24 protein-coding genes are annotated in these 26,099 nt (G+C 75.6%); 14 read left to right on the top strand and 10 right to left on the bottom strand.

Annotated features, from left to right (window positions below):
* Positions 1 to 9: 9 nt before the first annotated feature.
* Positions 10 to 2,067 (top strand): bifunctional lysylphosphatidylglycerol flippase/synthetase MprF, encoded by a 2,058-nt coding sequence (locus FHR78_RS09455; RefSeq protein WP_243862275.1) that lies wholly within the window; start codon positions 10 to 12, stop codon positions 2,065 to 2,067.
* Between the two features lie 164 nt (positions 2,068 to 2,231).
* Here FHR78_RS09455 and FHR78_RS09460 read toward each other — a convergent pair whose 3' ends face one another.
* The 6 genes from FHR78_RS09460 to FHR78_RS09485 form a co-directional block, all read right to left on the bottom strand.
* Positions 2,232 to 4,013 carry a copper homeostasis protein CutC gene (locus FHR78_RS09460; protein ID WP_166760248.1) on the bottom strand — a complete coding sequence of 594 codons (1,782 nt, stop codon included), beginning with the start codon at positions 4,011 to 4,013 and terminating at the stop codon, positions 2,232 to 2,234.
* Positions 4,010 to 5,113 (bottom strand): asparaginase, encoded by a 1,104-nt coding sequence (locus FHR78_RS09465; protein WP_347878131.1) that lies wholly within the window; start codon positions 5,111 to 5,113, stop codon positions 4,010 to 4,012. Before FHR78_RS09465 ends, FHR78_RS09460 begins: the two co-directional genes overlap by 4 nt.
* A gap of 98 nt (positions 5,114 to 5,211) precedes the next feature.
* Entirely contained in the window at positions 5,212 to 6,099 is an 888-nt protein-coding gene (locus FHR78_RS09470) for an amino acid ABC transporter permease (RefSeq protein WP_166760249.1), read from the bottom strand.
* Positions 6,096 to 6,740, bottom strand: coding sequence for an amino acid ABC transporter permease (locus FHR78_RS09475; protein ID WP_166760250.1), 645 nt, complete (start codon positions 6,738 to 6,740; stop codon positions 6,096 to 6,098). The genes FHR78_RS09470 and FHR78_RS09475 overlap by 4 nt, the downstream gene beginning before the upstream one ends.
* A gap of 129 nt (positions 6,741 to 6,869) precedes the next feature.
* Positions 6,870 to 7,823, bottom strand: coding sequence for a glutamate ABC transporter substrate-binding protein (locus FHR78_RS09480; protein WP_347878132.1), 954 nt, complete (start codon positions 7,821 to 7,823; stop codon positions 6,870 to 6,872).
* Between the two features lie 129 nt (positions 7,824 to 7,952).
* Complete coding sequence (locus tag FHR78_RS09485) at positions 7,953 to 8,681, bottom strand: amino acid ABC transporter ATP-binding protein (protein WP_166760758.1); 729 nt, start codon at positions 8,679 to 8,681, stop codon at positions 7,953 to 7,955.
* 265 nt (positions 8,682 to 8,946) lie between these two features.
* On the opposite strand from FHR78_RS09485, the gene FHR78_RS09490 reads away from it, so the two are divergent.
* The 9 genes from FHR78_RS09490 (at position 8,947) to FHR78_RS09530 (ending at position 17,933) form a co-directional block, all read left to right on the top strand.
* Positions 8,947 to 10,131: an ROK family transcriptional regulator gene (locus FHR78_RS09490; RefSeq protein ID WP_166760251.1), complete on the top strand. Its 1,185-nt coding sequence runs from the start codon at positions 8,947 to 8,949 to the stop codon at positions 10,129 to 10,131.
* 114 nt (positions 10,132 to 10,245) lie between these two features.
* Positions 10,246 to 10,773: a flagellar protein FlgN gene (locus FHR78_RS09495; protein WP_166760252.1), complete on the top strand. Its 528-nt coding sequence runs from the start codon at positions 10,246 to 10,248 to the stop codon at positions 10,771 to 10,773.
* A 2-nt stretch (positions 10,774 to 10,775) separates the two neighbouring features.
* On the top strand, positions 10,776 to 12,191 hold the full coding sequence (gene flgK / locus FHR78_RS09500; protein ID WP_347878133.1) for a flagellar hook-associated protein FlgK: 1,416 nt from the start codon (positions 10,776 to 10,778) through the stop codon (positions 12,189 to 12,191).
* Between the two features lie 5 nt (positions 12,192 to 12,196).
* On the top strand, positions 12,197 to 13,078 hold the full coding sequence (gene flgL, locus FHR78_RS09505; protein WP_166760253.1) for a flagellar hook-associated protein FlgL: 882 nt from the start codon (positions 12,197 to 12,199) through the stop codon (positions 13,076 to 13,078).
* The gene (locus FHR78_RS09510) at positions 13,075 to 13,503 is read left to right on the top strand and encodes a flagellar assembly protein FliW (RefSeq protein WP_166760254.1); all 429 of its coding nucleotides are present in this window, start codon (positions 13,075 to 13,077) and stop codon (positions 13,501 to 13,503) included. Before flgL ends, FHR78_RS09510 begins: the two co-directional genes overlap by 4 nt.
* A 512-nt stretch (positions 13,504 to 14,015) precedes the next feature.
* Positions 14,016 to 15,248 (top strand): PQQ-dependent sugar dehydrogenase, encoded by a 1,233-nt coding sequence (locus FHR78_RS09515; RefSeq protein WP_166760255.1) that lies wholly within the window; start codon positions 14,016 to 14,018, stop codon positions 15,246 to 15,248.
* 100 nt (positions 15,249 to 15,348) lie between these two features.
* On the top strand, positions 15,349 to 16,584 hold the full coding sequence (locus tag FHR78_RS09520; protein WP_166760256.1) for a tetratricopeptide repeat protein: 1,236 nt from the start codon (positions 15,349 to 15,351) through the stop codon (positions 16,582 to 16,584).
* 151 nt (positions 16,585 to 16,735) lie between these two features.
* Positions 16,736 to 17,191, top strand: coding sequence for a SprT-like domain-containing protein (locus tag FHR78_RS09525; RefSeq protein ID WP_166760257.1), 456 nt, complete (start codon positions 16,736 to 16,738; stop codon positions 17,189 to 17,191).
* A gap of 85 nt (positions 17,192 to 17,276) precedes the next feature.
* Entirely contained in the window at positions 17,277 to 17,933 is a 657-nt protein-coding gene (locus tag FHR78_RS09530; protein ID WP_166760258.1) for a CGNR zinc finger domain-containing protein, read from the top strand.
* Between the two features lie 413 nt (positions 17,934 to 18,346).
* Here FHR78_RS09530 and FHR78_RS09535 read toward each other — a convergent pair whose 3' ends face one another.
* Together FHR78_RS09535 and FHR78_RS09540 are read right to left on the bottom strand one after the other, a co-directional pair.
* Entirely contained in the window at positions 18,347 to 18,652 is a 306-nt protein-coding gene (locus FHR78_RS09535) for a DUF427 domain-containing protein (RefSeq protein WP_166760259.1), read from the bottom strand.
* Between the two features lie 51 nt (positions 18,653 to 18,703).
* Positions 18,704 to 19,339 (bottom strand): hypothetical protein, encoded by a 636-nt coding sequence (locus FHR78_RS09540; RefSeq protein WP_166760260.1) that lies wholly within the window; start codon positions 19,337 to 19,339, stop codon positions 18,704 to 18,706.
* Between the two features lie 261 nt (positions 19,340 to 19,600).
* Here FHR78_RS09540 and FHR78_RS09545 point away from each other — a divergent pair, with 261 nt between their 5' ends.
* A complete protein-coding gene (locus tag FHR78_RS09545; protein ID WP_166760261.1) occupies positions 19,601 to 20,092 on the top strand; it encodes a hypothetical protein in 492 nt (163 codons plus the stop codon).
* 65 nt (positions 20,093 to 20,157) lie between these two features.
* Here the strand turns inward: FHR78_RS09545 and FHR78_RS09550 are convergent, their stop codons facing one another.
* On the bottom strand, positions 20,158 to 20,484 hold the full coding sequence (locus FHR78_RS09550) for a DUF4333 domain-containing protein (protein ID WP_166760262.1): 327 nt from the start codon (positions 20,482 to 20,484) through the stop codon (positions 20,158 to 20,160).
* A 169-nt stretch (positions 20,485 to 20,653) separates the two neighbouring features.
* On the opposite strand from FHR78_RS09550, the gene FHR78_RS09555 reads away from it, so the two are divergent.
* The 3 genes from FHR78_RS09555 (at position 20,654) to FHR78_RS09565 (ending at position 24,055) form a co-directional block, all read left to right on the top strand.
* The gene (locus FHR78_RS09555; protein WP_347878179.1) at positions 20,654 to 21,280 is read left to right on the top strand and encodes a DUF1684 domain-containing protein; all 627 of its coding nucleotides are present in this window, start codon (positions 20,654 to 20,656) and stop codon (positions 21,278 to 21,280) included.
* Positions 21,281 to 21,344: 64 nt separating this feature from the next.
* The gene (locus FHR78_RS09560) at positions 21,345 to 21,749 is read left to right on the top strand and encodes a hypothetical protein (protein ID WP_166760264.1); all 405 of its coding nucleotides are present in this window, start codon (positions 21,345 to 21,347) and stop codon (positions 21,747 to 21,749) included.
* 413 nt (positions 21,750 to 22,162) lie between these two features.
* Entirely contained in the window at positions 22,163 to 24,055 is a 1,893-nt protein-coding gene (locus tag FHR78_RS09565) for a DEAD/DEAH box helicase (RefSeq protein ID WP_166760265.1), read from the top strand.
* 962 nt (positions 24,056 to 25,017) lie between these two features.
* Here FHR78_RS09565 and FHR78_RS09570 read toward each other — a convergent pair.
* Positions 25,018 to 25,728, bottom strand: coding sequence for a hypothetical protein (locus FHR78_RS09570; protein WP_166760266.1), 711 nt, complete (start codon positions 25,726 to 25,728; stop codon positions 25,018 to 25,020).
* Positions 25,729 to 26,099 lie beyond the last annotated feature (371 nt).

The raw sequence follows: 26,099 nt of genomic DNA on the forward strand, positions 1-26,099 counted from the left end.
GCACATTCCATGTTCGCAGACCGGACCAGGGCGCCGCTGGCCGTCCTCGCGTTCGTCGCCGGCGCCTCCTGGGCGGTCGTCGTCGCCGCCACCGGTGCCGAGCCGCACTGGGCCGGGCACGTCGTCGGCGCGCTGCTGCTGGCCGTCGGCGTCGGCTGGGCCGAGCGGCGCCTCGGCACGCGACGCACGGCCGTGATCGCGGCCGTCGGCACGGTCGTCCCCACCGTGGCGACCGTGCTCCTGCTCGCCCTCGGCGACGCGGTCGACGAGGCGTTCGCCGAGCTGGCCTCGGAGGACGTCGTCTGGGCGCCGAGCGTGACGCTCGTCGCGGTGGTCGTCGCGGCGAGCCGGGGCCTGGCGCCCTCCCGCCGCCGCGGGGTGCGGGCCGCCGTGCTCGCCGTCGTCGTCGCGGGGGTGCTCTTCGGGGGCTACGCGACCGACGCTGCCAGGGCGGCGGCGCTGCTCACGGGCCTCGGCCTCGGCCGTCGGCTCGTGCCCGTCTCGCCGCTCGCGGCCTGGCACGACCAGGCCGCCCACCGCGCCCGGACCGTCGCGGCCACGGCCCTCGGCACGCTCGCGCTCGGCTGGTCGGTCGCCGCCGTCGACCCGCACGCCAGCGGCCCCTTCATGACCCTCGGCCACGTCCTCCCGCCCGCCCAGACGGTCGCGGCCGTCGGGGTGCTCGTGCTCGCGGTCGCCCTGCTGCTCCGCGGTCGCCGGCTCGGCCTCGTGCTCGCGGTCGCCGCCCTGCTGCTGATGACCGGCATGCTCGTCTGGTTCGTCGGCACCGCCGGGGTCCCCTTCGGCCCGTACGACGGCGACGACCTCCCGCCGCCCCCGCCCGAGTGGGAGGTCGCCGTGCTGCTGACCTGGCTCGCGCCCGCCGCGAGCCTCGTCGTGGTGGTCACCCGACGCCACGCCTTCGCCCGCCGCCCCCGGGGCGCACTCGGCACGGCCGACCGCGACCGCCTCCTCGCCCGCATGACGCGCGGCGACGCCGGCTCGCTCGCCTGGATGGGCACCTGGGCCGGCAACTGCCACTGGTTCGCCGACGACGAGGAGGCGGCGGTCGCGGACGCCGTGCCGGCCGCCCCGTGCGAGGGCGTCGTCGCGTACCGCCCGGCCCACGGCGTCGCCCTCACGGTCTCCGACCCGGTCAGCACCGGGCCGGAGGCGGCCGAGACCATCCGCCGCTTCGCCCGCTGGTGCTCGGCGCGCGCCCTCGTGCCGGCCTTCTACAGCGTGCACGGACGGCACCTCGACACCTTCGCCGAGATGGGCTGGCACGTCACCCCGGTGGCCGAGGAGGCGGTGCTCGACCTGGCCGGGTTCAGCACGTCGGGCAAGAAGCGCCAGGACCTCCGCACCGCCGTGAACCGGGCCGCCCGCGACGGCGTCGAGGCCGTCTGGGGCACGTGGGCCGACCTGCCCGCCGGGCTCAGGGCGCAGGTGGAGGCGCTCAGCGACGACTGGGTCGACGCGAAGGCCCTGCCCGAGATGGGCTTCACGCTCGGCGGGCTGGCCGAGCTCGACGACCCCGACGTGCTCGTCCTGCTCGCGGTCGACGAGGCGGGGCGCCTGCACGGCGTGACGAGCTGGCTGCCGTCGTGGCGCGACGGCGAGCTGGTGGGCCGCACCCTCGACGTGATGCGACGGGGCGTCGACCCGATGCCCGGGGTCGTGGAGTTCCTCGTCGCGACGGCCGCCCGGACGTTCCAGGCCGAAGGGCTCGAGCAGCTCAGTCTCTCGGGCACGCCCCTGGCGCCCCTCCGCTCCGAGCCGCCGCGCACCGCGGCCACCCGTGTCGTCATGCGCGTGACCGAGGTGGTCCGGCACGTGCTCGAGCCGTCGTACGGCTTCACCTCGCTCGCCCGCTTCAAGGCCAAGTTCGACCCGCGGTACGAGACGCTCTGGCTCGCCTGCCCGAGCGCCGCCGACCTCGCGCCGATCGGCCGGGCGCTCGCCGCCGCCTACGTGCCCGGCCTGCGGGCCCACCAGGTCGTGGGCGCGCTGCGGGTGGCGCGTCGCAGCTCGCGCGGGCAGGTCCGCGACACGGCACGGCCCTGAGCGCGGCACGGCTCAGGAACCCGGCACCGCGGCTTCCTGCGTCGTGCACGGATCAGGGCTCCGCCTGCCCTCCCGGCGCGGATCAGGAGCGATCGTCCTGAACGAGGGAGGACTGGACCCGGGCACGCGCACCCGGTCGCGGGGACCCGGCCTGGCGGGGCCGCTCACTCGGCGAGCAGGTCCGCCCGCGACCACGAGTCGACGACGTGCCCGTGCCCGCCGGCGCGGAACGCGAGCACCGCGGCGCCGATGCGCCCGCCGTGCGTGCCGAGCTGCGACAGCCGGATCTCGGGTGCCGCGCGCCAGGCGAGTCCCGCGGCGAGCTCGGCGCGGAGGGGGTCGACGAGGGCGGCTCCCGCCCGGGAGACTCCCCCGGCCAGCACGACGACGGCCGGGTCGACGAGCAGGGTGAGCGACGTCAGGCCGAGGGCGAGGGCGCGCACGCCGTCGGCCCAGACGCGGTCGGCCACGGGGTCCGTGCCGAGGCGGGCGACGACGGCCGCGGTGTCGAGCCCGGGCTGCCCGCCGAGGGCGGCGTAGCGCCGGGCGACGCCGGCGCCCGAGAGGTAGACCTCGAGGCAGCCGACCTGGCCACAGGTGCAGGCCTCGCCGCCGGGCACCGCCGGCACGTGGCCGAGCTCGCCGGCTGCGGTGAGGGCGCCGCGCACGGCGTGCCCGCCGCTCGTGATCGAGGCGGCCACGCCGGTGCCGACGGCGACGAGCACCGAGTCGGCCACCCCGGCCGAGGCGCCGAACAGGCTCTCGGCGAGTCCGCTGGTACGGACGTCGTGGTCGATCTCGACCGGCACGCCGAGCTCGGCCGAGAGGATCGGCCCGAGCGGCACGTCGGTCCAGTCGAGCGTCGACGCGAAGAGCACGACGCCCCGCTCGGCGTCGACCATGCCCGGCGTCACGACCCCGACGCCGACGACGTCGTGTCCCGAGGCGCGGGCTCCGGCCCGCAGGTCGTGCAGCAGCGCGACGACGCGGTCGATCGACTCGGCCCCGGTGGAGCCGGCCGCCACCGCGAGCGAGCGGACCGTGCGCCCCGCGTCGTCGACGACCGCTCCCTTGAACGAGGTGCCGCCGATGTCGACCGCGACGACCGCGGTCCGGACCGGGGCCGGGTCGGGAGCCGCGCCTCCTCGGCTCTCGGGCACGGCGGCGTCGGGCACGGCGTCGTCGGGCCCGCCGGCGGCTCCGTCGGCCCGGCCCCGGCCGACCGCCGCGAGGAACCCGGCGACGACCGCCGGGTCGGTCCGCAGGGTCCCGTCGCCGCGCGGCGACGGCGACATCGCGCGCAGGTGCACCGAGGAGGCGCCGGTCGCGTCGAGCAGGGAGCGCACGCCCGCGGCCCGCACCCCTCCCCCGACGAGCACCTCGGGGGCGCCGGGCGCCGCCGACCGGCGCACCAGCTCGGCGAGGACGTCCGCGCCCTCGGCCGCGGTGCCGGGGCCTCCGGCGGTGAGCACCCGGCGCACGCCGAGCCCGTGCAGCACCTCGTACGCGGTGGGCAGGTCGCCGGTCGCGTCGATCGCCTTGTGGAACGTGACGGGCAGCGGGCCCGCCGCCGCGAGCAGGCGGCGCATCGCGGCGACGTCGACCCGGGAGGCCGGGGTCAGCGCCCCGAGGACGACCCCGACCTCGGTCGCGCACTCGGGCGCGAGGGCCGCGATCGCCTCGAGGTCGGCGCACATGACGTCGAGCTCGGCCTCGTCGTGCACGAAGTCGCCGCCGCGCGGCCGCACGATCACCTGGACGCCCGCGTGCCGGACGGCCCGGAACACCGAGCGGATCGTCCCCGCGCTGGGGGTCGTCCCGCCCTCGAGCAGGTCGGCGCAGAGCTCGATCCGGTCGGCGCCGGCACGGTCGGCGATCAGCGCGCCGGCGAGGTCGTCGACACAGATCTCGACGACGACGTCCCGCGGCCCCGAGGGCTCCGTCATCGGCCGTCGGCCCCGGCGTCGCCCGCGCCGGCGCCGGCGCTGGCACCGCGGGCCTGCGCGACCCAGGCGGCCACGTCGCCGCCCACCGCGATCTCGCCCACCGGCACGCCGCCGCCGAGCACCGGCAGCGCGGTCAGCGACCCGGCCCCCGAGACGTCGACGCCGAGCGCGCCGAGCACCTCGAGCGCGACGAGCGTGGTCGCCCGCGGGCTGCCGTCGACGACCTTCATCGCGACCGCCTCGCCGCCCGACGTCGCCATGCCGATGACGCCCTCGGCGCCGCCCTTGGCGAGCAGGCCGGGCACGCGCGTCATGGCGTCGCTGTTGGCGTGGTCGTTCCCGCCCACGAAGAAGGGGTGGGCGCGCATCGCGTCGGCGACCCGCCGCTCGGGCGACCCCTCGGGCGCCGTGACGAGCGCGCGGAACGAGCGCGCCAGCCCCTCGACGGTGGTGCTGAACAGCGGGGCGCCACAGCCGTCGACGGCCGTCGCCTCCACGGTCGTGCCGGCCACCGCCTCCAGCGTCCGGCGCACGAGCTGCTGCAGCGGGTGGGCAGGGTCCAGGTAGGAGGCGGTGTCCCAGCCCGCGGACACGCACGCCAGCAGCATGGCCGCGTGCTTGCCGGAGCAGTTCATGCGCACCCGCGAGCGCGTCTCGCCGTCGCGGATCAGGCGCTCGCGGGTCGCCTCGTCCTCGGGCCAGTCGACGGGGCAGCCGAGCGCGGACTCGTCGAGCCCCGCCCGCACCAGGATGCGGCGGACGACCTCGACGTGGGCGTCCTCGCCGGTGTGGCTGCCGGCCGCGATCGCGAGCTCCTCGCCGTCGAGGTCGGCGCCCGCGGCGAGGCAGGCCAGCGCCTGCACCGGCTTGGTGGTCGAGCGGGGCAGCACCTGCGTCGAGCCGCGGCCGAGGTCGGCGGCGACGCGCCCCTCCGAGTCGAGCGCGACGAGCCAGCCGAGGTGCCGGCTCTCGACGACGCCGGAGCGCACGACGACAGCGAGCTCGGCCAGTGAGACCGCCCCCGAGGAGGCGCCCGTCGCGTCGGGGCCGTCGGTCGCGTCGGGCAGGCGGTCGGCAGGGGCGGGGAGGGAGGGGGCCACGGTGGTGCTCCTTGGGGACGGGGCGGCGGTGGGGCGGCGGTGCGGTGGGAGTGCGGTGCGGGTGCGGCGGGTGCGAGGGGGTCGGGCCGGGCGGGTCGTCAGTCCAGGGCGGGCGCCGACGCGGGCGCGGGCACCGGCGCCGCCGCGCGCCGCGGGCTGCGCCGTGACGGCCGCGCCCGTAGCCGGGCGGCGAGCGTCGAGAGCGCACCGTTGAAGACCAGGTAGACGAGCGTCACGACGAGGAACGTCTGGATCAGCAGGTGGTTGAACGACGACAGCACCTGGCCGCGGTAGAGCAGCTCGGTGAAGGCGACGATGTAGCCGAGCGAGGTGTCCTTGACGAGGCTGACGAGCTGCGTGACCAGCGAGGGCGTCACGAAGCGCAGGGCCTGGGGCAGCACGACCAGCCGGGTGGTCTGCGCCGACGAGAGCCCGAGGCTGAGCCCGGCCTCGCGCTGGCCGCGCGACAGCCCGAGGATGCCCGCCCGCACGATCTCGGCGAACGCCGCCGAGTTGGCCACGGTCAGCGGCACGACGAGCTTCCAGATCAGCGGCAGGTCGAGGCCGAGCTGCGGCAGGCCGAAGAGCATGAGGTAGATCAGCAGCAGCACCGGCACGGTGCGGGCCACCTCGATGTACGCGGTCGAGACCCAGCGCACGGGCCGGCGGGGGCTCAGCCGGCCGAGGGCGAGCAGCAGGCCGAGGGCGCCGCCGAGCACGGCGACGAGGGCCGCGGCCTGGATCGTGCCCCACAGCCCGACGAGCAGGTACTGCCAGATCGGCCAGGAGAGGAACGGCGTCCAGCGGTCGGCGTCGAGCTGCCCGCGCGAGCCGAACTGCACGAGGCCGGCCGCGAGCAGCCCGGCGAGGGCGAGCACGACGACGACCGACCAGAGGCGGATCGCGCGGCGCGTGCGGGGCCCCGGCTCGTCGTAGAGCGAGACCGTGGGCGCGGTGCGGACGGAGGGGGTGGTCGGCGTGGTCATCGGACGATCGCCGCCTTTCGTTCGAGGCGACCGGCGCCGAGGCCGATGACGAGGGCGAGCACCATGTAGACGAGGCCCGCCGCCGTGAAGATGAGGATCGGCTGGGCCTGCACGAGGTTGAGCTTGTTGACGGCGCTGGTCAGCTCGACCACCCCGACCGCCGCGGCGAGCGCGGTGTTCATCGTGAGGGCGATCATGACGTTGCCGATCGGCTGCACGGCCGCCCGCAGCGACTGCGGCAGCACGACGAGCCGCAGCGTCTGGCCTAGCGTCAGGCCGAGCGCCCGGCTCGCCTCGATCTGGCCGTTGCCGACGGTGTTGACGCCGCTGCGCACGGCCTCCGCGACGTAGGCGGCCTCGTAGAGCGCGAGCACGAGCACGGTCGTGGGGGCGAGCGGCGTGATCAGGCCGGCGTCGGGCAGGGCGAAGACCGCGAGGATCAGCAGGGCGAGCAACGGCACGTTCACGAAGAACTGCGTGTAGGCCCAGGCGGCGCCGCGCAGCACGGGCACCGGGCTGATCCGGGCGGCCGCGACCAGCGTGCCGAGCACGAGCGCGCCCGCGCCGGCGACGAGCGCCATCACGATCGTCGTGCCGAGCGCGGTCGCGAGCGGACCGGCACTGTCGACGAAGAAGTCCATGGGGTCTTTCGGGCCGAGGGCGGAGGAGCAGGAAGAACAGGAGGACGGTGCCGAGGAGGCGCGCCTCCGGTGGCGCGGGCCGGCGCCGGCCGGTCGTCGGGTCGCCCCGCCGACCGGCCGGCAGGGAGGCTACGAGCCGGGCACCGAGCCGATCTCGGGGGCGTCCGGGGTGTCGGACTCGACGGCCGCGCCGAGGGTGGCGTCCCAGACCTTCGCCCACGTGCCGTCGTCCTCGATCTTCACGAGCCAGTCGTTGACGAACTCCTTGAAGTCGGCGTCGTCCTTCGCCAGGCCGATGCCGTAGGCCTCGGTCGTGAAGGGCTGGCCGACGACCTTGATCGAGTCGTCCGACGCGGCGTTCGAGGCGAGCAGGGTGAAGTCCTGCACGTAGGCGTCGCCGCGGCCCTGCTTGAGGGCCTGCATCGCCTGCGGGTCGGTCGCGAACGAGACGAGCGTGGCCGTCGGCTGCTCCTCGGGCACCGCGGTGACCGCGGGCGTGTTGGCGCCGACGATGACCTTCTTGCCGCCGAGGTCGTCGATGCCCTCGATGTCGTCGTTGTCCGCCTTGACCGCGACGGCGAGGCCGGACTCCAGGTACGGGCCGGCGAACGAGATCTGCTCGGCCCGCTCCTCCGTGATCGTGTACGTGTTGAAGACGACGTCGACGGTGCCGTTCTGCAGCAGCGCCTCGCGCGTCTCGGAGGCGGGCGGCACGATCTCGACGTTCGGCTCGCCGAGGATGTAGATCGCGAGCAGCTTCGCGAGGTCGGCGTCGAAGCCCTGCACGTCGTCGGGGTTCGACGGGTCCTGCTGCGAGAGCAGGGGCGCGTCGAGGGCCTCGCCCACGATGAGCTTGCCGCGCTCCTTGATCTTCGCCATCGTCGAGTCGGGCAGGATGTCGGCCGCGTCGGCGACGACCGCGTCCGCGTAGACCTCGTCCAGGGCCGAAGCGGCCGAGGAGGCGCTGGGATCGGCCCCGGGGACGGCGGAGGTGTCGTTCGAGCAGGCCGCCAGGCCGAGCATCGCGACGACGGCGACGGCCGCGGGGACGACCCGGCGGAGGGGGGTGGGGGAGGTGCGCACGGTGGTGCCTCTCTTCTGTGGGTGCGTGGCGGAGCAGGGAGGAGGTGCTCAGGGGCGGTGCGGGAGGTGGTGCGGGGGCGGTGCCGGAGGTGCTGCGGGAACGGTCGGTGCTGCGGGATCGGGTGCGGGTCAGTGGGTGAGGATCTTCGACAGGAACGCCTTGGCCCGGTCGGACTCGGGGTGGTCGAAGAACGTCGCGGGGTCGGCCTGCTCGACGATGCGGCCGCCGTCCATGAACACGACGCGGTCGGCGGCGCGACGGGCGAACCCCATCTCGTGGGTGACGACGATCATCGTCATGCCCTCGGCGGCGAGCGCGATCATCACGTCGAGCACCTCGGTCACCATCTCGGGGTCGAGGGCCGAGGTCGGCTCGTCGAAGAGCACTACCTTGGGGCGCATGGCGAGCGCCCGGGCGATGGCGGCGCGCTGCTGCTGTCCGCCCGAGAGCTGGGCGGGGAACGCGTCGGCCTTGTCGGCGATGCCGACCCGCTCGAGCAGCTCGAGGCCGTGCGCCTGGGCGTCGCGCTTCGACTCGCCGCGCACGGTGATCGGGGCGAGGGTCACGTTGTCGAGGATCGTGCGGTGCGCGAACAGGTTGAACGACTGGAACACCATGCCGACGTCGGAGCGGAGGGCGGCGAGCGCCTTGCCCTCCTCGGGCAGGCGGACGCCGTCGACGAGGATCTCGCCGCTCGTCGTCGTCTCGAGGCGGTTGAGGCAGCGGCAGAGCGTCGACTTGCCCGAGCCGGAGGGGCCGACGACGACCACGACCTCGCGGGGCGCGACGCTGAGCGACACGTCCTTGAGCACGTGGTTCTCGCCGAAGTGCTTCTGGACGTCGCGCATCGTGATCATGTCGCGCACGGTGCCGCCCGTCGCGGTGCCGCCCGTCGCGCTGCCGCTCGTCGCGCTGCTGCCTGTCGCGGTGCTGTCCAAGATCGTGCCGCTTTCTCGAGGGGTGCGGCAGGGGGCCGCGTCGCCGTCCGGTGGAGGCCGCCGTCCGTGTGGGACGGGAACCTACAGCCCGATTGTTGCACGTAGATTTCGAGCAACTTCATGCAATACTGGAGCAACGTGACGACCTGCCCCGGGGGTCCGCGACCGACGATGCGAGGGGCCCATGACCAGCACCGACCCGTTCCGCGCCCCGGCCCGCCACACGCCGCAGGCCGTCGAGGTGCTGCGTCCGCTGCGCTCGGGCGCCGCCCGCTCGCGCGCCGACCTCGCCCGGGTGACCGGCCTGTCGCCCTCTACCGTCGCCTCCCGGGTGGAGGACCTCATCCGGCTCGGGCACGTCGTCGAGACCGGCGAGGGCGAGTCGCGCGGCGGCCGCCGGCCGCGCCGGCTGCAGATCCGGGGCGGGGCCGGCCTCGTCGGGTGCGTCGACCTGGGAGTCGACCGCGCCTCCTTCGGCCTCGTCGACTTCGCGGGCGCGCTGCTCGCCGAGCGGCACGTGGCGCTCGACGTGTCCGAGGGGCCGACCGCGGTGCTCTCGACGTCGCTGCGCCACCTCCTCGAGATGCTCGACGAGCTCGGCGACGAGGCCCACGTCCGGCTGAGCGGGCTGTCGGTCGGCGTGCCCGGACCCGTGTCGTCGGCGACGTCGCGGATCGTCTCGCCGTCGCGCATGCCCGGCTGGAACGGCGTCTCGGTCGCCGAGGTCGTGCGGCGCGAGGTCGACCTGCCGGTGGTCGTCAACAACGACGCGAACCTCATGGCCGCCGGCGAGCTCGTCGCCGAGGGCGACGAGCCCGTGCCCGCCGACCAGGTCTTCGTCAAGGTCGGCTCGGGCATCGGCTGCGGCATCGTGTCGCGGGGCGAGCTCTACACGGGCAGCGCCGGCTGGGCCGGCGACATCAGCCACGTCTCGGTGCCGGGCGCCGCCGCGGTGCCCTGCTCGTGCGGCCGCACCGGCTGCCTCGACGCGCTCGCCTCGGGCAACGCCCTGGTGCGCGAGATGCAGCTCGCCGGCCACGACGTCGCCACCGTCGAGGCGATGATCGACCTCGCCCGCGACGCCCACCCGCTGGCCACCGGCCTGCTGCGCGGCGCCGGCGTGATGACCGGCGGCGTGCTCGCGACCATCGTGAACTTCTTCAACCCCGACCGGCTCGTGCTCGGCGGCGTGCTGGCCGGCTCCGACGTCTTCGTCGCGGGGGTGCGGTCGACGCTCTGGGCGGACTGCCTCCCGATGGCGACCGAGCAGCTGAGCGTCGAGGTCACCCGGCACCAGGGCACGGGCGGGCTGCGCGGGGCGGCGCGGGTGTTCCTCGACGAGGTGTTCTCGGTGCGCGGCCTGGCCTGAGCGGCGCCGCGCGCCCGCACGGCCCCTAACGCGCGACCGCGGGACGCCGATAGTCCCCCGTGCAGAGGACGTCACCGCTCCGCTGCACCACACGACCCCCACCGAGGAGGCCCCATGGGCGCGAACGAGCTGTCCGCGCTGCTCTGGCGCGAGCGAGAGCTGCTGGAGCTGCTGACCTTCAAGCTGGAGGAGGAGCAGCTGCTGCTCACCGCCGGCCGCACCCGCTGGATCGAGCACGCGACCCGCGAGGTCGAGCAGGTGCTCGACCGCCTCCGCGAGGCCGGCCTGGCCCGTGCCGTCGAGGTCTCGTCCGTCGCCCAGGAGTGGGGCACCGACGAGGAGGCGCCCCTCCGCGAGATCATCGCCGCGGCTCCCGCAGGCCCCTGGGGCGAGATCTTCACGGCGCACCTGCGCTCGATGACCGACCTCACCGCCCGCATCGCGCAGCTGCGCGACGAGAACGAGCGGTTCCTCCGCGCCGCGGCCCGTGCCACGCAGGAGACCCTCGCCACGGCCGCCGACGCGGCAGCCGGCAGCATCTACGACGCCAGCGGCTCGGTCGGGGGCGCCTCGGCGGCGCGACCGGGTCGTGCCGGCGCGACCGCCGCCTCCGGCGGGCAGCTCTTCGACGGGAGGCTCTGACCGTGGTGAGCACCTTCGGCAGCCTCGGCACCGCCTACACCGGCCTCGTCGCCGCCCGCACCGGCCTCGACGTGACCGGCCAGAACATCGCGAACGTCAACACCGAGGGCTACACGCGCCAGCGCGTCGGCCAGAGCTCGGTCGAGGCGCCCGCCCGCGCCGGCCGCTTCAGCGCCGGCGTCGTGCCCGGCCAGGGCGTGTCGGTCGACGCGATCGCCCGCCTCGGCAACGCCGTCGTCGACGGCCAGGTGCGCGGCGCCGCGGCCGCCGCCGGGTACGCCTCGGTGCGCGCGGACGCGCTCTCCACCCTCGAGCAGGGCCTGGGCGAGCCGCGCGGCACGGGCATCGCGGCCCAGCTCGGCGCCTTCTGGAACTCGTGGAGCGACGTCGGCAGCCACCCCGCCGAGACCGGCCCCGCCGCCGTGCTGCTCGGCCAGGCGAAGACCCTCGCCGCGAGCATCGCCTCCGGCCACCAGGCCGTCGAGGACCAGTGGAGCGCCACGCGCAGCAGCGCCCAGACCCTCGGCGTGCAGCTCAACGACGCGGCCCGGCAGGTCGCCGACCTCAACGACCGCATCCGCTCGGCCGCCCAGGCCGGCACCAGCGCCAACGAGCTGTTCGACGCCCGCGCCCGCCTCACCGAGCAGATCGCGACGATCGCCGGCGGCACTGTGCGCGACGCCGGCGACGGCACGGTCGACGTGCTGATCGGCGGCAACGCGCTCGTCAGCGGCACCACCGCGCGCAGCGTCGTCGTCAAGGGCGAGTTCGCGATGAGCGCCTCGACCGGCGTCACCGTCGAGTGGGCGCACCGCCCCGGCGACGCCGTCGTCATGGACGGCGGCAGCCTGGCCGGCGCCGTCTCGCTGCTCGGACCCGCGGCCGGCGGCTCGGGCGGCGCCCTCGCCGAGGCCGCCGCCTCGTACGACGCCCTCGCGACCCAGCTCGCCACCCAGGTCAACGCCGTCCACGCCGGGGGCGTCCGCGCCGACGGCCAGCCCGCCGGCGAGTTCTTCTCGCTCGCGCCGGGCGTCTCGGCGGCCCGCGGCCTCACGGTCGTGCCGACCGGCGCCTCCTCGATCGCCTCCGGGGGCGGGGCGGGCGCCCTCGACGGCTCGGTCGCGCAGGCGATCGCCCAGATCGGCGTCGGCGCGGGCTCGCCCGACCGCACGTGGTCGTCGACGGTCGCGAGCATCGGCGCCGCGGCGAAGAGCGAGATGGCCCAGTCGTCGCTCGCCGACCTCGCCTCGTCGTCGGCGAAGTCCCGGCAGCTCTCGGGCTCGGGCGTCAGCCTCGACGAGGAGAACGTCGCGCTGCTCAGCTACCAGCACGCCTACCAGGGCGCGGCCCGCGTGATGACGGCCATCGACGAGATGCTCGACACGCTGATCAACGGCATGGGCCGGGTCGGGAGGTAGGGACGATGCTGACACGCGTGACGAACCAGATGACCGCGCTGCAGTCGCAGCAGCACCTGCAGGCGGGCTCCGTGCGCCTCGCCCAGGCGCAGGAGCGGGCGACCAGCCTCGACAAGCTGACCCGCCCCTCCGACGACCCCACCGCCACGGCCGAGGCGCTGCGCGTCAAGAGCCTGCAGGCCGCGCTCGCCCAGCACACCCGCAACGTCACCGACGGCGACGGCTGGCTCAGCACGACCGACTCGGCGCTCATCGCCGCGGACTCGCTCATGGCCAAGGTCCGCGAGCTGACCCTGCAGGGCGCCAACGGCGCCCTGTCGCCGAACGCCAAGGAGGCGGTGGCCACCGAGCTCGAGGGCCTCAAGGCCGACCTGCTGGGCGTCGCCAACACGAGCATCAACGGGCGCAGCGTCTTCGCCGGCACCTCGGACGCGGGGGTCGCGTTCCGCGCCGACTACAGCTGGACGGGCACGCCCGGCTCGACCGTCACCCGGCGCATCGGGCCCGAGACGACGGTCGCGGTCGACTCAGACGGCTCCGCCGCGTTCGGGACCGGCGCCTCCTCGGTGTTCGCCCTGATCGACGACGTCGCGACGGCGCTCCGCACCGGAGGCGACGTCGCGTCCCACCTGCCCACCCTCGACGCCCGTGTGGCCGGCCTGCGCAGCGTGCAGTCCGACATGGGCGCCCGACACGCACAACTGCTGAGAGCCGAGGACACCCTGATGGACACCAAGGTCGCGCTGGAGTCGCAGCGCGCCGGGCTGGAGGACCTCGACCTCGGCCAGGCCGTGCTCGACCTGCAGCTGCAGAACAACTCGTACCAGGCCGCCCTGCAGGTCACCGCGAAGGTGCTCCAGGTCTCGCTGATGGACTTCCTCCGATGAGCGCCGTGACCGCGCCCGTCGCGTTCGTGGCGCCTCCCTTCGGCCTCGAGCCGCTCGTCGACTTCGCGCTCGACGAGGTGGAGGGGGCCGCCGGGCTGTTCGCGCTGCGGGCGACCGGCTCGGGCTCGGGTGCCGGCTCGGGCTCGGGTACCGATGCGGCCGAGGCCGTGCGGCTCTACGTGCTCGACGCGGCGGTGCACCTGCCCGACTACTCGCCGGTGCTCACCGACGAGCAGACCACCGGGCTCGACCTGCACGACGCCGCCGAGGCGCTGCTGCTCGTCGTCGCGACGCCCGCGTCGAGCGGCATGACGGTCAACCTGCTCGCGCCGGTCGTCGTCAACACCCGCACGGGGACGGCCGCGCAGCTCATCCTCGAGGGCCAGGACTGGCCGCTGCGCGCGGAGCTCGCCGCCCGCGCCTGACGCCCGCCCGCCGCCTCCCCGCGCCGCACCCGCCGCGCCTCCTCGCGCCGCGCGGCACCTCCTCGCGCCTCCGCCTGACACCGCCGAGTGAACGGAACACCGTCTCGTTGGGCGGTGTTCCGTCCACTCGGCGGTGTCGGAGCGCCGCGCCTCCCCGCGCCGCACCCTCCGCGCCTCCCCGCGCCGCACCCTCCGCGCCTCCTCGCACCGCGCCTCCTCGGGCCGCACCCTCCGCACCACCCCGCGCCGCACCCCGAAGTGGACGATGCACCCCGAAACGACGGGGTGCATGGTCCACTCCGGGGTTCGGGGCGGACTCCGCCGGCGGCACGTCGCGGCGGCACGTCGCGCCCGCCGCCGCCGGCACGTCGCACCCGCCGGCGGCGCACCGCGCGGGCGCCGCGAGGTGTCCGGCAGGTGACGCACTCGTCACGGTCGTGCAACGATGCGCCGCACGCGTCGCCCGGCCCGCTCCTCCTCGTGTCTCATGGAGGGACGAGGAGGCGCACCCCATGACACGACACCGGACCCGGCACCGGCCCGCCCGGCGCCCGCGCGCCGTGGTCGCCGTCGCCGCGGCGACCACCGCCCTCGCCCTCCTGCTGGCCGGCTGCACCGGCGCCGAGACGTCGACCGGCGGCACGTCGTCGTCGCGGGCCGCGAGCGACGCCGCGGCCCCCGTCGAGGCCACGCCCGGCCCGGGCCCCGTCGCCCCGACCACCGACACGGCAGCCGTCCGCATCGCCGACGACGCCGAGCCGACCGACGTCGTGACCGGCCTCGAGGCCCCCTGGTCGGTGGTGCGCCTCAACTCCGGCTCGTCGTTCGTGAGCCTGCGCGACAGCGGACGCGTCGTCGAGCTCACCGCCGACGGCTCGCTGCGCGACGTCGCCACGATCGACGGCGTCGTCCACGACGGCGAGTCCGGCCTGCTCGGGCTGGCCGTGCTCGCGGGGTCGCCGTCGTACCTCTATGCCTACCTGACCACCGCGGACGACAACCGGATCGTGCGCGCGCCCGTCACGGGCACGGCCGGCTCGTACGGCCTCGGTCCGCTCGAGGACGTCTTCACCGGCATCCCCGCCGCCTCGAACCACGACGGCGGACGCCTCGCCTTCGGCCCCGACGGCATGCTCTGGGCGACCACGGGCGACGCGTCCGACGACACGGCCAGCCAGGACGAGACGTCGCTCGGCGGCAAGGTGCTGCGGCTCTCGCCGACCGGCGCCGTGCCGAGCGACAACCCGATGCCCGGGTCGCCCGTGTGGAGCCTCGGCCACCGCAACCCGCAGGGCATCGCGTGGGACGCCTGGGGAGGCGGCTGGGTCGCCGAGTTCGGGCAGGACACCTGGGACGAGCTCAACTCCCTCGCCCCCGGCGCGAACTACGGCTGGCCCGAGGTGGAGGGGCGCGACCCGTCCGGCTCGGCCTCGGGCGAGTTCCTCGAGCCGGTGCTGCAGTGGCGCACCGACGACGCCAGCCCCAGCGGGCTCACGGCGGTCGGCTCGACCCTGTTCCTCGCGGGCCTCGGCGGCGAGGTGCTGTTCGAGATCCAGGTGCCCGAGAGCGGCGAGGCGACCTCGACCGAGCGGTTCGCGGGCGACGCGTCGCTCGGCCGCGTGCGCGACGTGCTGCCCGGGCCCGACGGCACGCTCTGGCTGCTGACGAACAACACCGACGGGCGCGGCGACGCCCGGCGGGGCGACGACCGCATCGTCAGCGTGCCGCTGCAGCCCGTCGACTGAGCCGGGGCGACGCGAGACGCTCGCGCCCTGCGCGACCGACACCGCTCCTCCTGCGCGCCGGTCGGTCCGATCGGGGGCGCTGCGGTTACCCTCGTACTCGATGAGCCAGCACGACTCCCACCCCGGATCCGCGACCGGCAGCACCCGCCCCCGCAGCGTGCCGCCGGGCTCCCCCCCGCCCTCCGCCCGCGCCTCGCGCCCGGTCGGCGGCGTCGAGCCGATCAGCCTCCGCGGCGCCGTCGACGTGCGCGCGGCCGAGGCCCGTCTCGCGGCCCTCGGCCAGAGCCGCAGCACCTCCGCCCTGGGCGAGCGTGCCGACCTGCTGCGCACCCTCGGCCGGCTCGACGAGGCGCTCGCCATCGCCGAGGAGGCGTTCCGCCTCGCGCACTTCACCGGCGACCGCGCCGACTCGACGGCGGCCCGCATCCGCCGTGCCCACGTGCTCCGCGAGCAGGGCAAGCTCGAGCGCGCGCTCGGCGACCTGCACACCAGCCGCATCACCGCCTCCACCGAAGAATGGCGCGAGCTCGAGGCCACCGCCGCCGAGCTCGAGGGCTACACGCTGTTCGACCTGGGCCGGCTCGACGAGAGCTCCGAGGCGCTCGACGCCGCGCTGACCGCCTACGCGCAGGCCGGGGTCGCCCGCGACCGCCTCGAGGCTCTGCGCTCCGTCGTCGACGAGCTGATGCGCGCCGCCGCCGACGGCCCGGCGCACGCCCGCGAGACCGGGGGCGTCACGCCCATCGGCCAGGGCACCGTCGGGGCGCACGCCGCCGTCGAGGCCGAGCCGCAGCTGCCGTCGCACACGGCGGGGCCTGCCGCGGCGCCCGCGCAGCCGACCGCGTCGCCGGCCTCCCCGCCCGAGGAGGGCGACACGAACCCCACCGGCCTGCCCCGCGTCGACGGTGCCCGCGTCGACGCAGCCCGTGTCGACGCAGCCCGCGTCGACCAGGGCGAAGGAGGCGCGCAGCCGTCCCCGACGACCGCCGACGCCCCCGCGCCCCAGGCGCCCGCCCCGGTCGAGCCGGCCCTCGCCGCCGCGATGCGGACCGATCCCGGCGACGCGCCCGCCGCCTCCTCGGCGCCCGCGGCCCCGTCCGAGCCGGTGCTCGACAAGCCGTCGACCCGGGCCGACACGAGCCTCTGGGGCAAGATCTCGAGCCTCGCCGCGAACGCCGCGGGCCACCGCGACCGGGACGGCGAGCGCGCCGTGGTCGTCGACGCCCCGCACGTCGACGACGATGAGCCCCGCCGCGGCGCCACCGGCGTCACCGGCGTCGTCGAGGGGCTGCCCCGCGACGACGAGCCGACGACCTGGCCGTTCCCGGGGCGCTGACCTGCTCGCTGATGCTGCACCGCACCTCCTCGTGACCCGGCCCGTCGGTCGGCCGGGGCGAGCCGGCCCGCTCGCCGCGCCCGCCGGCCCGCTCGCCGCGCCCGCCGGCCCGCTCGCCGCGCCCGCCGACCCGGCGCGGAGCCGCTGACCCGTGGCCGACCTCGACCGGGTGCGGCGCTGGGCCGACGCCCTCATCGCGCTGCACCTCGACCCCGCCGTGTGGAGCTTCGGCTTCGACGCGGCCAAGACGCGCGCCGGGCTCTGCGACTACGGCAAGAAGCGCATCACCGTGTCGCGGCACCTCGCGGGCCGGTACGACGACGACGAGATCCACCAGGTGCTGCTGCACGAGGTCGCGCACGCCGTCGCCGGCTCGCGGGCGGGCCACGGCCCCCGCTGGAAGTCCGTCGCCGCCGACCTCGGCTACGTCGGCGGCAGGCTGCACGACGGGGCCATCGCCTCCGAGCTCGCCCCCTGGGTCGGGGTCTGCGCCGCGGGCCACGAGCACTTCCGGTACCGCGAGCCGAAGCGCCCGCTCGCGTGCGGCCGCTGCTCGCGCCGGTACGACCCCGCGCACCTCATCACCTGGACGAAGCGTGAGGTCTGAGTCCGCGGAGGCCCTCGGAGGCCCGGAAGCGCGACGAGACCCGAGGAGGCGCGGGCCGGGTCGCGTAACCGTCTAAGGTGGTGAGATGACGACCGGACAGTGGCTGCGCTCCGACACCGGCACGCGATGGTTCTTCGACAGCGGGGCGCTCGCGCTCGACTTCGCGTACCTCGGCGGGTTCCGGGCGGGCTCGCGCCTCGGGCCCGAGTCGGGCCTCGCCCAGCCGGCCGACGGGTCGACGGCCTGGGACGGGCTCCTCCTGCCGGCCGACCTCGACGACTGGCTCGCCGAGCGGTTCCCCGGGCTGACCGGCGGAGCCTCCGACCGCGAGCTCGCCGACGCCCGCGGGCTGCGCGACGCAACGGCCCGGCTGGCGGTCGCCGCGGTCGACGGGGCGTCGCCCGACCCCGACGACATCGACACGCTCAACCTGTTCGCGGCACTACCCGACGTGCCGCCCTCGCTGCCGGGCGGACGTCGGCAAGCGGGTGCGGGACGGCTCCGGCTGGGTCAGGCCCTCGCCTCCGTCGCCCGCGACGGGGTCCGGCTCTTCGACGAGGTGGGGTTCGTCGGCGGGGACGAGTCGCGCCTCCGGCGCTGTGCCAACCCGCTGTGCGGGCTCGTGTACCGCGACGAGTCGCGGGCCCGCAGCCGCCGGTGGTGCTCGATGCAGCGCTGCGGCAACCGGGCGAAGGTCAGGGCGCACCGCGCCCGGCTGGCGGGCGCCGAGCCCGGGGCCTGACCGGCAGGTACGTCCCGCGCCGAGCTGCCCTGAGCCGCCCTCAGGTGGTGCGCGAGGGGCCCGCCCCGAGGCGCAGGGCCCGCGACGCGACACGTGACTGTTCGTCGTGCCCGACCCGCACGATGAGGCACCGTCAGGTGACGCGTGAGGGGCTCACCCCGAGACGCAGCACCCACGAGGCGACACCTGAGCCTTCGTCGCACCCGAGCCGAGCCGACCTGAGCCGAGCTGCCCCGAGCCGAGCGACGGTCAGGTGACGCGTGAGGGGCCCACCCCGCGGCGCAGCACCCGCGACGCGACACCTGAGTCGCCGTCACGACGGGCACACGTCGAGCCCGCGGCACGGAGACGGACGAGCAGAGGGCGAGCCCTCACGGACCCGCCCTCGTCGACGCTCACCCGCGCAGGGTCGACTACTCGACGACCTGTACGTCCTTCCAGAACGCGACGTAGCTGGTGTAGTCCTTGCCGACCCGGTCGAACGACGCGGGGATCGGCGTGGGGTAGCTCCACGCCCGGTCCTGCAGCAGCGTGTCGCCGTGCTTGACGCTGAAGTACTGGGTGTCGCCCTTCCACGGGCAGTGGTACTGCGTGGGGCTCTCCTCGAAGAGCTCGTCGTTGACGCTCGCCGGGGGGAAGTACCAGTTGCCCTCGATCGAGATCAGCTCGTCCTTCGGTGCCTCGGCGACCACGGTGCCGTCGCTCAGAACTGCCTTCATCGTTCACTCCTCTGGTCCGCGGGCCTGGTCGGCCTCGTGCTCGGGAGAACGCTACGCCCCGCTGCTCTGTTCCCCGTGGGCACCGGCACGGACGACCGAGCCGGCCCCGGCGGGCGCACGGTGCACGATCGCGACCGCGGGCTGCGAGCGGGCGGCGACCAGCGCCTCCTCGCGTCCCGTGGAGCTCAGCTCGACGGCGGACGAGGAGGCGGTGAGCAGGTGAGAGCGCGCGCCCCGCAGCGAGACGGCCGCGGCGCACGCGACGGCGGCCTCGGGCGACGAGAAGTCGACGCCGGCCGCGGCGAGCGCGTCGACGACGGCGCCGGCGGCGAGGACGTCCTCGACGGCGGACCGGAACCCGTCGTCGTCGAGGGCTCCCGCCGCGACCACGGCCACGACGGCGCGGTCGCCGCGCTCGGCCTGGCGCTCGAGCACGCGGCGGGCCACGTCGGCCGCGGAGGCGTCGGTCGCGTGCAGCACGAGCGCCGCGTCGTCGGAGACGGCCGCGACCGCGTCGAGCACGTCGGCCGTCGAGAGCAGGCCGTGCCCGTCGAGCACGTCGACGACGACCACGACGTGGGCGCCGGGAGCGACACGGGCCGCGCCGGCCACGCCCTGGTCGAGGCGGACCTGGTACTTCTGCTGCTGGGGGGCCTGCTGCTGCGGGGCTGCGCTGGGTGCGGTCACGTCCTCAGGGTAGGTCGGGGCGCCTCCTCGGGGCGGTGCGTTGCCCTGCGTTACGCGGCGAGCGGCGAGCGGCTCGCGGCTCACGGCTCACGGCTCTCGGCGCTCGGCTCGGGCTCGGGGTCCCGGCTCTCGGCACTGGGCTCTCGTGACTCAGGAAGACCCGCACCGCGCCTCCTGGACCGTGCACGACCCAGGACGTCTCGATCCTGCACCGCGCGGCTCAGGAGGCATCGTCCTGAACGAAGGGAGCAGACTCGGGGCATGCACGTGCAGCTCAAGATCCGACTCGCCTGTCCCGTCGACGCCGCGGCCGACGCCCTGCGCGACCCGGCCGTCATGGTGGCCGTGACCAAGCCCCTGGTGCGGTACCGCTCCCTGGCGCCCGACGGCTTCCCCGACCGGTGGACCGAGGAGGCGCACCCCGTCACCGCCCACATCCTCGGCCTGCTGCCCCTCGGCGACACGCACGTCGACCTCGACTGGCACGAGCGCGACGGCGCCTGGATCCAGCGCGACACGGGCACGGGCACGGCCGGACAGTTCTCGCGGATGCGCATCGACCACCGCATGGCCGTCTCGCCGCTCGGCCCCGACGAGACCCTGCTGCGCGACCGGCTGGTGTTCCGGGCCGGTCCGGTCGGCATCGCCCTCTGGCCCGGGCTCTGGCTCGTCTGGCAGTGGCGGGCGCTGCGGATGCGCGCCCTGGCCCCGGGCTGGAAGGCTCCGGAGGCGCACCCGCGGCACGCAGGCTGACCTGCGCGCCTGCCCACCCGCGGCACCCGCCACCGGAGCCCGCGCTACCCGGGGCCCGGCCCGACTCAGCCCTTCGGCTGCTCGTCGACCTCGACGTCGACGCTGTAGTCGTCGCCTCCGTCGGTGCTGATCGTCGAGACGGAGTCGTAGACCACGTCGTAGCCCGGCGTGTTCACGTCGCAGTGGACCTCCGCGCCGTCGACGACGTCGATCGGGTCGTCGCCGCAGTCGACGTCGGGCCGGGTGCCGACCGACTCCTCGAGGCCGTCCGCCACGGTCGTGGCGAACTTGTCGGCCGACACGGTCCGGTTCGCCTCGACGGTGCACCCGGCCAGGCCCACGGCCAGCACGGCGATCGTGACGACGCTCGCGGCGGTGTGCAGTGCTCGCATGGTGTTCCCCCTCGTTCCGGGGAACGCCCCTCGCTCCCCTCCGTCGAGTCTGGCACCGACGGCGACCGCGCCGACTACCGTCGCCCGCGTGACCGACTCGACCCGCACCTCCTCGTCCTCGCCCGCCGCCGAGGCGGACGCCGCCGCGCACCCCGCCGACGCCCCCCTCGTGCCCGACACCGACTCGGGCCTCGCGCTCGCGGCGTGGCGCCGGACGATCCACGGGCTGTACCGCCAGGTGCGCGAGGCGACCGACCTCGAGGCGGCGCACGACCTGTGGCGGCGCACCCGCGACGAGCTCTTCACGACGAACCCGGTCACCCCCCTGCTGCCCGAGGACAGGCCGCACTTCACCGGCCTGCCGACGAAGCCGTACGACGCCGCCTGGCGGTTCGAGGTGCCGATCCTGCCCGCGGAGCCGCACCGCATGGTGGTCGAGACGGGCACCGACGGGAACGTGCCCTTCGACCGCGTCGGCCGGGTCGAGGTGCCCGGCGTGGGGTCGCTCGACGTCTGGCGACTGCGCTCGTACGGCGGCGGGCTGTTCATCCCCGTCGGCGACGCCCTCGCGGGCAAGCCCGGCGGGACCTACGGAGGCGGTCGGTACCTGATCGACTCCGTCAAGGGCGCCGACCTCGGCCCCGGGTCCGAGCCCGGCACGATCGTGCTCGACTTCAACTTCGCCTACAACCCGAGCTGCGCCTACGACCCCGCGTGGGCCTGCCCGCTCGCGCAGCCGGGCAACCGCGTGGCCGTCGAGATCCCCGTCGGCGAGCGGTACGCCGGCACGCACTGACGCTGGGCATCGGGCCGGACGGGTGCAGCCGGGGGCAGGACGACCTGTCCGCTACGGTGGCCGCATGACCGCGACGACACCGCCCGACGGCTCCTCATCCGCGACGCCTGCCTCCTCTTCGCCCGAGGTCGTGACGGAGGCGCTGCTCGCGCTCGGCCGTGACCCCGCGAACCCGTTCACGGTCGCCGTCGAGGACGGCCGCATCGTCGCGACCTGGGTCTACCGCGACGCCCAGGGCCGCGTCGGCAGCAGCCGGATGGACTACAAGTTGCGCATCACGCTCCTGCCGGAGACGCACGAGTACAAGCGCTCGGAGATCAAGACCGAGCGGAGCGCGGGCAACGTCAGCGGCAGCTGGTCGTTCAACTCGGCGAAGGTGGTCGGCCCCGTCAAGCAGACCCTCGAAGCCCACGGCTGGCAGCGACGCCGGTCCGCCCTCGGCAAGGCGATCCGAGGCCTCTTCTCCTAGGGCGACGGGCCTGGCCGGGGGGGCGCCTCCTCGGGTGCCTGACCTGCACCTCCTCGGGTGGCCGATCCGCACCTCCTCGGCTGCCTGGCCCGCACCTCCTCGCGTTCTGCGACGACTGCCGCTAGGCTGGGGTCACTTGCGAGTCGGCTCGACCGGCTCCCTGCGTCGTAGCACGCCCCTCCTCGCCTCCCGCCCTGGCACACACCCAGGCACCAGCAGGCGCGCGAAGCTCACTCTGCGGCGAAACGATCGTGCACACCTGCACCGTCGCCACACCTCGAGCCCGGCTACGACAGCCGCTCACCGGCTCTGCACCGCCGTTCCCCGGAACGCCCTCGACCACCGCGTCGGGGCGACCGCGACGCGTGGCCCGCAGCCAGGCCCGGCTCGACACCTGCCCCCGAAAGGCACGCATGTCACTCACCACCGACTCCCCCGCCGTCCCCGTCGCCGACGCGACCGACGCGCCGGCCGTCTCGTTCGCCTCCCTCGGGGTCCCCGCCCCGATCGTGTCCGCCCTCGCGAAGGACGGCAAGGAGAACGCGTTCCCGATCCAGGTCGACACGCTCCCCGACACCCTCGGCGGACGCGACGTCCTCGGCCGCGGCAAGACCGGCTCGGGCAAGACCCTGGCCTTCTCGATCCCGATGGCCGCGCGCCTCGGCGGCAAGCTCGCGGGCGGCAAGCGCCGCCCCGGCCGCCCCCTCGGCCTCGTGCTGGCGCCCACGCGCGAGCTCGCCACGCAGATCGACGCCGTGCTGGCGCCGATGGCCGCCGCGTACGGCATGAACACCACCACGATCTTCGGCGGCGTCTCGCAGAACCGCCAGGTGCAGGCCCTCAAGTCGGGCGTCGACATCGTCATCGCCTGCCCCGGCCGCCTCGAGGACCTGATGAAGCAGGGCTTCATCAAGCTCGACGCCGTCGAGATCACCGTGCTCGACGAGGCCGACCACATGGCCGACCTGGGCTTCCTGCCCGGCGTCACCCGCATCATGAAGGCCACCCCGAACGACGGCCAGCGCCTGCTCTTCAGCGCCACCCTCGACAACGGCGTGGACAAGCTGGTCAAGCAGTTCCTGCACGACGAGGTGCTGCACTCAGTCGACGAGGCCAACTCGCCCGTCGCCGCGATGACCCACCACGTCTTCGAGACGCCCGACCTCGACAGCAAGAACGCCCTCGTGCAGAAGCTGGCCTCGGGCAAGGGCCGCCGCATCCTCTTCATGCGCACGAAGCACCACGCCAAGAAGCTCGCCAAGAAGCTGACCGAGGCGGGCATCCCCTCGGTCGACCTGCACGGCAACCTGTCGCAGCCGCAGCGCGACCGCAACCTGGCCGCGTTCCAGGACGGCACCGCCCGCGTGCTCGTCGCCACGGACGTCGCCGCCCGCGGCGTGCACGTCGACGACATCGAGCTCGTCATCCACGTCGACCCGCCGACCGAGCACAAGGCCTACCTGCACCGCTCGGGCCGCACCGCCCGCGCCGGGGCCGAGGGCGACGTCGTCACGCTCGTCATCCCCAGCCAGAAGCGCGACGTCGCCCAGCTGATGAAGAAGGCCGACATCAAGCCGATCACCACGAACGTGACGACCTCCTCCCCCGAGGTCGCGGCGCTCGTCGGCGAGGTCGCCGCCTACGTCAAGCCCCTGCCGAAGTCGGCCGTGCAGCAGCAGCAGCAGCAGGGCGGCGGCGGTCGCTCGCAGGGCGCCAACGCCCAGCGCAAGCGCGCCGCCCGCCAGGACAGCACCGGAGCCCCCATTGCCCGTGCCGACCGCTCCGGCCGTCCGGCTGCCGGCGGTCGTGCAGGAGGCGCGGGTCGCGACGGCGGGTCCGGTCGCGACGGCGGGGCGGCCCGCTCGGGCGGTCGCGACGGCGGGTCCGGGCGTGACGGCGGAGCTCGCGGCGGGCGTTCGCGCGACGCCGCTCCCCGCGGCGGCGCATCCACCTTCTACTCGACCGAGTCGGGCCGCGGCGCGGTGACGCCCGTGCGCGACGGGGGTCGCGACTCGGGTCGTGACGGCGGTCGTGACGGCGGTCGTGACTCCGGTCGTGACGAGGTCCGCGGCACGCGCCAGACCGGTCGTCGTGCGCAGAGCGACGGCGGCCAGAGCCGCACCAACGCCGTGCGCAACGACCAGGCCGACTTCGCAGCCTCGCAGGGCGAGCGCTCGCAGGGCGCGCGTGCCGGCGGCGGCTCGCGCCGCGCCTCCTCGGCCGGCGGACGCCCCGGCGGCCTGAAGGTCGGCGGCCTCGTCGGCGGCAAGCCCCGCAGCGGCGGCGGCCAGCGCGGCGGCCGCTAGGCCCCCCAGCTGCACCCCGCGCCCCCGGGCCGCGCCTCGCGCCGCCCGGGGGCGTCGTGCTGCCCGGGCGCCGCGCCTGCGCGCGCCCCGCGCGCCGCGCCCACGCGCGCCCCACGCGCCCCGCGCGCCGCGCGCCCCGCGCCCGCCCGCCCGGCGTGCGCGGGCCGCCAACGCGCGCGGCGTTGCGCGGCCCGCGCGCGCCCCGTGCGCCCCGCGCGCCCCACGCCCGCCCGGCGTGCGCGGGCCGCCCGCCCGCCCACGCGCGCGGCGTTGCACCGTCCGCGCGGCCCGCGCGCGGCACAACACCCCGTTCGCCGCACAACACCCGGATCCGTCGGGGTGTTGTGCCGAGAACGAGGTGTGACGCCAAGAACACGGTTTGCACTGCGCGGGATGCTCGTGACGCGGAACACCGCCCAGCACGGCGTGCGCGCCGCGCCCGCGGCCAGCGGCGCCCCCGCCCGCCCACGCAACACCCCGTTCGCCGTACAACACCCGCATTGATCGGGGTGTGGTGCCGAGAACGAGGTGTGACGCCGAGAACACGGTCTTGCACTGCGCGGGATGCTCGTGACGCGGAACACCGCCCAGCGCGGCGTGCGCGCCGCGCCCGCGGCCAGCGGCGCCCCCGCCCGCCCACGCAACACCCCGTTCGCCGCACAACACCCGCATCGATCGGGGTGTGGTGGCGAGAACGAGGTGTGACGCCGAGAACACGGTTTGCACTGCGCGCGGGATGCGCTCGAGGCGGGACACTGCGCAGAGCAGCGTGCGCGCCGCGCGCGCAGCCAGCGCCGCGCCCTGCTCGTGCAGCGCAACACCCCGTTCGCCGCGCTACACCCGCATCGATCGGGGTGCCGTGCCGAGAACGGGGTGTGCCACCGCAGATCGGTCGTACGCCCCGGGAACAGCACCGCACCCATGCGCGAGGAGGCGGCAGCACGCCCGGCACGCGGCAGCGCTCAGCGGACCCCGGCACGCGCCAGGGCCTGCAGCAGCGGCTCGCCGCGCAGCGCGTCGGCCCAGGTCCACCGCACGACCGTCCGCACACCGGGCGTGGCCCGGAGTGCGTCCTCGCGGCGCTTCTCGTCGATGACGACCTGCTCGGGGCTGCGGCCGCGCCGCACGGACGCGTCCCGGTACTTGACGTCGCCGTCGAACTCGCCGACGACGCCGAACTCGGGCCACCAGAAGTCGACGAGCCCCGCCAGCGCTCCCACCTCGGGGATCCGTTGCTGGAGCACCGGCCTCGTGAGGCCGCCAGAGTGGATCACAGCCCGGCTCAGGGACTCGCCCGGCGACTCCGCTCGGCCGTCGGCGAACGCCACGGACGCCGCCGCGCGCCGGCTCCCCTGCACACCTCGACGGGCCGCGACGCAGGCCTCGAGCTGGGGCCGGGTGAACGCGCCTGTCCGCAGACCGTGGTCGAGCACGACCGTCGCGCCCCGGAGGTCTCGCCGCCGCACCGCGTCGACGGCCGCGCGCCGACTCGCGGCGACCCGCAGACCGTCGACGATCTCGATCTCGTCCGTCTCGAGCGACGCGGCGTGCTGGTGCACCCGCGCGTCGACCTTGTCCCGCTCGCGGCGGGGAGCCACGACGTGGACGCGCTCGGGCCACGGGCCCAGCAACGGGAACCCGCGGAGGGCGAGCGCGGACTCGTGCGAGACCACGACGTCGGGTGCAAGGCGCGGGACGGCCGCGTGGACGCGAGTCGCGTGTCGTTCGGCGGGCCCGAGCGACCGCCACATCTCCGTCGGCACGTACGCCCCGGGAGCCACCCTCACCCAGAGGCCCCTCCGTGCCTCGCGTTCCAGGGTCGACGAGTCGCCTCCCGCCGAGACGACGTCTCGCCGTCGGATCACGATCGCCGACATGTCACGCATCGGACCAGCATGTCGCACCCGGTCCTCGAGGCGCGACCCGCGCCTCCTCGCCTGTGGATGACCGGCCACGACACCTCGGATGCCGCACTGCACCCCGAGAGATCGGGGCGTGGTGCGGAATCCGAGGTGTCGCGCAGGCGCAGCGCAGCGCGCGCAGG

The organism is Frigoribacterium faeni, assembly GCF_011761235.1.
In the GTDB taxonomy this organism is placed as follows: Bacteria; Actinomycetota; Actinomycetes; order Actinomycetales; family Microbacteriaceae; genus Frigoribacterium; species Frigoribacterium faeni_A.